The organism is Yeosuana sp., assembly GCF_057126245.1.
In genome coordinates this window covers 1-7,523 of record NZ_DBNGMQ010000115.1, presented here as the reverse complement: position 1 = coordinate 7,523, position 7,523 = coordinate 1, and the positions used below count along the sequence as shown (strand labels likewise).

The following is a 7,523-nucleotide window of genomic DNA, read 5'->3' as shown; positions in this document are numbered from 1 at the left end:
CTAAGTCAATATGTACTGTAGGGTCAAGCACTAATTTTACAGGATCAATGTTTCTTAATGCATAATCATTGCCATCTACACTAAAATTAAATGATCTGTGTGCATCATGGCATCCTGTGCAATTAATAGGATTAGACACTAAATACCCGTCTGGATTTGCCATTGGAATAGGGTCTTCATTGACGTCAAGAATTAAATCACCAAAATCAGGACTTAAAGGGTCTGTGTCTGTTTGAAAAAATTGGCCTGATAAATAATCAATGTAACCTTCATTGTTGTGACACTGAGCACAACTTGAACGTGTTCCTCTTCCCCAGGAACCACCAGAACCATGTCCAGATGAAGCATAAGCATTAATAATAGGGTCACGATGTGAAGAGGAGTGACATTGAATACAAAGTGCTGCATCAGCATCCGAGCCATCAATACCATTGACGCCGTCTACACCATCAATACCATCTACTCCGGCTATAGGAGTATACTCACTGGTACATTGGAAAAACATAAAACTTGTTACAACAACAAGTAAGTTTAATATAAGTTTAAAATTTTTCATAATAACTGTATTTGATATTTCATTTAAAATCTTGGTGTAAAATTATGTAACATGTGTTACACGAAATATGATTTTTATCATAAACCAATTTATTTTCAGAAATTATTTATGTTCATATTATTTCTTTCTTTTTGTTTATAACTGCTCATAAAATTGCACGTATTAAAAACTAATTATCATTAATTTTAGCACTCCTATTTTTGTAAAGTTAAAAAAATTAATAATTTTTATGTATTTAATATTCGATACAGAGACCACTGGTCTTCCAAAGCGATGGGATGCACCCATTACAGATACTCATAATTGGCCACGTTGTATTCAAATTGCATGGCAATTACATGATGCTTTAGGAAATTGTATCGAACATCAAGACTATTTAATTAAGCCAGAAGGGTTTAACATTCCGTTTGATGCGGAAAAAATCCATGGTATTTCCACCGAATTAGCAAAAGAGCAAGGGGAGCCTTTGTTAGAAGTTTTAGAAAAGTTTAAAGAAGCCCTTCATAAAACTAAATTCGTGGTTGGGCAGAATGTGAAGTTCGATCTTAATATTATGGGCGCTGAATTTGTGCGTGTTGATATGGCTAACCCATTACAAGAATTACCGGTTTTAGACACCTGTACAGAACATACGGCTAGTTTGTGTCAGATTCCTGGCGGACGTTATGGGAAGTTTAAGTTGCCAACCCTTTCAGAATTACATGAGTTTTTATTTAATGAACGGTTTGTAGAAGCTCATAATGCCACTGCCGATGTGGAGGCTACCACACGTTGTTTTTTTGAATTAATTCGATTAGGGGAATTTACCAAAGCGCAATTAGATGTTCAGCAAGATCATATTAAAGCATTTAATGACCGTAATCCTAAAGAAATTGAGTTAATAGGATTAAAACATATTAATTTAAAAAGTGAGAGTGCTAGGATTCGGGAACAATTAAAAAAGGCCGAAACCAACACTATTTCTACTCAAGAAATTAAGGAAAATATAGCCGAACTCGCTGAGGTTGATTTTGTTCATTTGCATAATCACTCGCAGTTTTCAATCTTACAATCTACAATTAGTGTAAAAAAACTAGTGGCTTCTGCAGCGAAGTATCAAATGCCAGCTGTGGCTCTAACCGATCATGGTAATATGATGGGTGCTTTTCATTTTGTAAAAGAAGTGTCTTTATATAATAAAACGGTTCAAGCAAAAAATAAAGAGGCTATAGAAAAAGGAGAAACACCTACCGCCAAAGAAATGAAGCCTATTTTAGGCTGTGAGTTTTTTGTTTGTGAAAATCATTTAGAAAAATCTAGAAAAGATAATGGCTATCAAATAGTACTTCTCGCAAAAAACAAAAAGGGGTACCATAATTTAGCAAAACTATCCTCTATCGCTTTTACAAGCGGGTTTTATTATGTGCCACGAATTGATAAAAAATTAATAGCGCAGTATAAAGACGATATTATTGTTTTAACTGGAAATCTTTATGGCGAAGTACCAAGTAAAGTTTTAAATATTGGAGAAAATCAGGCAGAAGAAGCCTTGCTATGGTGGAAAGAACAATTTAAAGACGATTTGTACGTAGAAATTATGCGTCATAATCAAGAAGATGAAAAGCGCGTCAATCCTACTTTAGTAAAGCTAGCAGAAAAGCATCAGGTTAAAATTATAGCCTCAAACAATACTTATTATGCAGAACAAGAAGATGCCAATGCGCATGATATTTTATTATGTGTAAAAGACGGTGAAAAGCAAGCAACGCCTATTGGTCGCGGACGAGGTTATCGATATGGTATGCCTAACAAGGAATACTATTTCAAGTCGGCCCATGAGATGAAAAGTTTATTTAAAGATTTGCCTCAGGCTATTTCGAATATTCAAGAGGTAGTTGATAAAATAGAACCCTTTCAACTGGCTAGAGAAGTCTTGCTTCCGGCGTTTAACATTCCAGAAGAATTTAAGAATGAAGACGATTTAGTTGATGGGGGCAAACGAGGAGAAAATGCGTTTTTAAGACACTTAACATATCAAGGTGCCGAAAAACGATACAGCGAATTAACCCCAGAAATAAAAGAGCGTCTTGATTTTGAGCTTAGTGTTATTGAAAACACAGGATATCCTGGTTATTTTTTAATTGTTGAAGATTTTATTCGTGAAGCACGAAAAATGGACGTATCTGTGGGGCCTGGTCGTGGTTCAGCAGCGGGTTCGGTGGTCGCATACTGTCTGTGGATAACCAATATTGATCCGCTTAAGTACGATTTACTTTTTGAGCGTTTTTTAAATCCAGACCGTATTAGTATGCCAGATATTGATATTGATTTTGATGATGAAGGTCGCAGCCGTGTTATGGATTATGTCATTAAGAAATACGGAAGTAATCAAGTAGCACAAATTATTACCTACGGAACGATGGCTGCAAAGTCATCTATTAGAGATACTGCCAGAGTTTTAGACTTACCCTTATTTGATGCCGATAGAATTGCAAAATTGATTCCTACCATGTCTAAACTAGGTAAGATTTTCGGGTTAGATGAGAAAGAATTGGCTAAAAAATTCAGAGCCGAAGATTTAGAGAAGGTAAACCAGCTTTTAAATATTTCAGAAGGCGACGATTTAGAATCTGAAACAGTCAATTTAGCGAGAACGCTTGAAGGTTCGTTAAGAAATACGGGCATTCATGCCTGCGGTGTAATTATCACACCAAGCGACATTACGAATTATGTTCCGGTTGCAACGGCAAAAGATTCAGACCTGTATGTCACACAGTTTGATAACTCGGTGGTTGAAGAGGCCGGTTTATTAAAAATGGATTTCTTAGGCTTAAAAACACTAACGCTCATAAAAGATACCGTTAAAATTGTAAAGGCTAAACATAACATTTTATTAGACCCCGATAATTTTCCATTAGATGATGAAGAAACTTATGCCTTATTTCAACGTGGTGAAACCGTAGGCGTATTTCAGTACGAATCTCCTGGAATGCAAAAGCATTTAAAAGATTTAAAACCTACCGTTTTTGATGACCTTATTGCGATGAATGCCTTGTATCGTCCGGGACCTATGGAATATATTCCAAGTTTCGTAAAACGTAAGCATGGTGAAGAAACAATAGAATATGATCTTCCAGCTATGGAGGAATATTTAAAAGAAACCTATGGCATTACCGTATATCAAGAGCAGGTGATGTTATTGTCTCAAAAGCTGGCTAATTTTACGAAGGGTGAAGCCGATGTATTGAGGAAAGCGATGGGTAAAAAGCAAATTGCAGTTCTTGATAAAATGAAACCTAAATTTATTGAGCAAGCAGGCGCTAATGGTCATGATAAAAATAAGCTGGAAAAAATATGGAAAGACTGGGAAGCCTTTGCCAGTTATGCATTTAATAAATCGCATTCTACATGTTATGCTTGGATAGCCTATCAAACGGCCTATTTAAAAGCACATTACCCTGCAGAATATATGGCTGCTGTACTGTCTAATAATATGAATGATATTAAGCAGGTTACCTTTTTTATGGAAGAATGTAGACGCATGAAATTAGATGTGTTAGGACCCGATGTAAACGAATCTTTTTATAAGTTTTCTGTAAATAAAGATAATGCGGTGCGTTTTGGAATGGGTGCTGTAAAAGGTGTTGGGCATGGTGCTGTAATGACTATTGTTAATAATAGAAAAGAAGACGGGCATTATAAATCCATTTTTGATTTGGCCAAACGGATAGACCTAAGAGCTGCTAATAAAAAAGCATTTGAAAATTTGGCCTTAGCAGGTGGTTTCGATTGTTTTGCAAATACGCACAGGGCACAATATTTTCATGATGATGGTGACGGCATTACCTTTTTAGAAAAGGCTATAAAGTATGGCAGTAAACATCAAGAAAATGAAAATTCGGCGCAAGTGAGTTTGTTTGGCGAAGCCAGTGATGTACAAATAGCAGAACCACAAGTACCACCATGTGAATCTTGGGGCACTATGGAAAAACTGGCTAGAGAAAAAGAAGTGGTTGGTATTTATATTTCTGGGCATCCTCTTGATGATTTTAAAGTAGAAATGAAAACGTTTTGTAATGCTAGTTTAGACCTCCTGAGGGATTTAGAAACCTATGTTAACCGAGAACTTGTTTTTGGTGGTGTGGTTACCGATGTGCAACATCGTGTTAGCAAACAAGGTAAAGGGTGGGCCTTATTTACTGTTGAAGATTATAATGATAGTTTTGAATTTCGGATTTTTGGTGAAGAGTATCTTAAATTCAGACATTTCTTATTAAAGAACAGCTTTGTTTTTGTTAAGGTATTTATTAGAGAAGGGTGGATAAATAAGGAAACTCAAAAAAAAGGAGAACCTCGTTTACAGTTTAACAGCTTTCAGTTATTGCATGATGTTATGGAAAACTATGCAAAAAAATTATCTATACAACTAAATATAAAAGATATTCAAAGTGATACCATAAACAGTTTAAGCGAACTTGTTAAGATGCATCCGGGAAACCAGTTACTAAATTTTGTGATTTATGATCAAGAAGAGAGTATTAAACTTAATATGCCCAGCAGAAAGAAAAAGGTAAAAATTTCACAAGAGTTATTGCAAGAGTTAGAGAATCAAGATGTGTTTTATAAGTTGAATTAGATGTAATGTTTTCGCGCAAAGGATAGAAGCGGCATCCTTTTTTTTAAAAAGATATAGCGGATAGCCTGACATTTTGAAAACCAAAATGATGCGCACGTATTGGTAATAGTACAAAACAATAAAACTATAAGTAAAACAAATTGTTCACTTGTAAGCTTTAGTTATTTTTTTGACTAATTTTGCATTAAGATTTGAAAAGAAACACAATTAAAATAAAATATTATGGCATTAGAAATTACAGATGCATCATTTGAAGAAACTGTTTTAAAAAGTGACAAACCTGTTTTGGTTGATTTTTGGGCAGCATGGTGCGGACCTTGCAGAATGGTAGGGCCAATCATTGAAGAAATAAGTAAGCAATACGAAGGTAAAGCTGTAGTAGGAAAAGTAGATGTAGATGCAAATCAAGAATTTGCTGCAAAATACGGCGTACGTAACATTCCAACCGTATTAGTTTTCCAAAATGGAGAAGTAGTAGGACGTCAAGTTGGTGTAGCTCCTAAAAATGCTTACACAGAAGCTATCGATTCGCTTTTATAGCAAATAGTGAAAAAGAAAATTGAAAGGTTTACCGTATATGGTAAACCTTTTTTTTATTTTAGATAAAAATTAAATAAAGATGAGTGATAAAATAAAAGTTCAAGATGCTATTGATAGCAAATTAATTGAACAACGTAAAGTATTTCTTTGGGGTCAAGTAGATGATAAATCGGCAAAGCATGTTATAGATCGTTTATTGTATTTAGATAGTTTAGCGGTTAGCGATATTCAATTGTACATAAATAGTCCAGGGGGTTATGTAACATCGGGATTTGCTATTTATGATTGTATTAAGTCATTAAATAGCGATGTATCTACAATTTGTACGGGGTTTGCAGCGTCTATGGGTTCCCTTATTTTATCGGTAGGTGCTAAAGGAAAACGTTTTATTCAACCGCATGCACGAGTTATGATTCACCAACCAAGCGGAGGAACACGCGGGCAAGCCAGTGATATTGAGATTACGGCAAAAGAAATTATACTTACTAAAGAATTAAGTGCACAAATTTTAGCCGATAACTGTGGGCAAACATTTGAAAAAATAATGAAAGATTTTAATCGTGACCATTGGATGGGAGCAGAGGAGTCTGTTGCTTATGGTATTGTTGATGGTGTACTATAGAAAAGAGAGAATAGAGAAGAGAAAGAAGACCAATTTTAAATGTATTTGAGGTTCTTTTTCGTGTTGTTGGAAGCCAAGCAATCTAATATCTAAAAAAAGAAATGAATATTCAGCATGAACTCGATAGCGTTAGCGGTTTTAAAAACCTCGAGCTACTTGCGAAACAAGTTGTTGAGGGATTTATTGCGGGTATGCATAAAAGTCCGTTCCACGGCTTTTCGGCTGAATTTTCGGAACACAAAATATATAATCAAGGGGAGAGCACGCGCCATATCGATTGGAAGCTGTTTGCAAAAACGGAAAAACTATATACAAAGCGTTATGATGATGAAACCAATTTAAGATGTCATCTTATTATTGATAATAGTAGTTCGATGCACTATCCCAAAATGCAAACCTTTGATATTAATAACCTTAATAAAATAGCATTTTCGGCATTGGCTTCGGCTTCTTTAATGCATATCTTAAAGAAACAGCGCGACGCCATTGGGTTGAGTATCTATAGTGATTCATATGATTTTTATGCACCTGAAAAAGGAAGTGAACGTCATCATCAAATGTTATTGCATCAACTTAACCAGGTTGTTGAACCGAAGGTTTCTCAAAAAAATACAGAAACGTATAAATATCTTCATGAAATAGCAGAAAAAATTCACAGGCGGTCTTTAATTTTTTTATTTACAGATATGTTTCAGTCGTCTATTGAAGAAACTAAGTTGTTTGAGGCACTTCGTCATTTAAAGTATAATAAACATGAAGTGATTTTATTTCATGTTTTTGACAAGGAGAAAGAATTAGTCTTTGATTTTGATAACAAACCAAAGCGTTTTATTGATGTTGAAACAGGTGAATATATCAACTTATATGCTGATACTATTAAAGATAATTATCACACTGAAGTTAGTAATTATTTTGAAGCTTTAAAATTAAAGTGTGCACAATACAAAATTAAGTATGTGGAGGCCGATATTAATAAAGATTTTAATAACATCCTCACCACCTACATGGTAGAACGTCAAAAATTTGCTTAAATAAAATATTATTTAAAAAATCGCAAAAAACGTTTGAGATATAAAAAAACCCGTGTATATTTGCAACCGCAATAAAGCAACGGTCTGGTAGTTCAGTTGGTTAGAATGTCGCCCTGTCACGGCGAAGGTCGCGGGTTCGAGTCCCGTCCAGACCGCAAA

The 7,523-nt window shown here is 34.9% G+C and carries 4 protein-coding genes, 1 tRNA gene and 1 pseudogene; 5 read left to right on the top strand and 1 reads right to left on the bottom strand.

What is annotated here, in order from left to right; all coding sequences use genetic code 11:
- A pseudogene (locus AC15TD_RS15135) lies at positions 1–556 on the bottom strand (hypothetical protein); the annotation flags it as partial.
- A gap of 229 nt (positions 557–785) precedes the next feature.
- Here AC15TD_RS15135 and dnaE point away from each other — a divergent pair.
- The 5 genes from dnaE to AC15TD_RS15110 all read left to right on the top strand — a co-directional run bounded on the left by dnaE (position 786) and on the right by AC15TD_RS15110 (position 7,519).
- Entirely contained in the window at positions 786–5,171 is a 4,386-nt protein-coding gene (gene dnaE, locus AC15TD_RS15130; protein WP_484452979.1) for a DNA polymerase III subunit alpha, read from the top strand.
- 222 nt (positions 5,172–5,393) lie between these two features.
- Entirely contained in the window at positions 5,394–5,711 is a 318-nt protein-coding gene (trxA, locus tag AC15TD_RS15125; protein WP_484452978.1) for a thioredoxin, read from the top strand.
- A 79-nt stretch (positions 5,712–5,790) separates the two neighbouring features.
- The gene (locus tag AC15TD_RS15120; RefSeq protein ID WP_484452977.1) at positions 5,791–6,333 is read left to right on the top strand and encodes a ClpP family protease; all 543 of its coding nucleotides are present in this window, start codon (positions 5,791–5,793) and stop codon (positions 6,331–6,333) included.
- Positions 6,334–6,434: 101 nt separating this feature from the next.
- The gene (locus AC15TD_RS15115; RefSeq protein ID WP_484452976.1) at positions 6,435–7,364 is read left to right on the top strand and encodes a DUF58 domain-containing protein; all 930 of its coding nucleotides are present in this window, start codon (positions 6,435–6,437) and stop codon (positions 7,362–7,364) included.
- An 81-nt stretch (positions 7,365–7,445) separates the two neighbouring features.
- Positions 7,446–7,519: transfer RNA gene (locus tag AC15TD_RS15110), tRNA-Asp, on the top strand.
- Positions 7,520–7,523 lie beyond the last annotated feature (4 nt).

Bases quoted from the DNA above. Each gene is read 5' to 3' on its own strand.
- dnaE (WP_484452979.1), top strand. From the start codon at position 786: ATGTATTTAATATTCGATACAGAGACCACTGGTCTTCCAAAGCGATGG.
- trxA (WP_484452978.1), top strand. From the start codon at position 5,394: ATGGCATTAGAAATTACAGATGCATCATTTGAAGAAACTGTTTTAAAA.
- AC15TD_RS15120 (WP_484452977.1), top strand. From the start codon at position 5,791: ATGAGTGATAAAATAAAAGTTCAAGATGCTATTGATAGCAAATTAATT.
- AC15TD_RS15115 (WP_484452976.1), top strand. From the start codon at position 6,435: ATGAATATTCAGCATGAACTCGATAGCGTTAGCGGTTTTAAAAACCTC.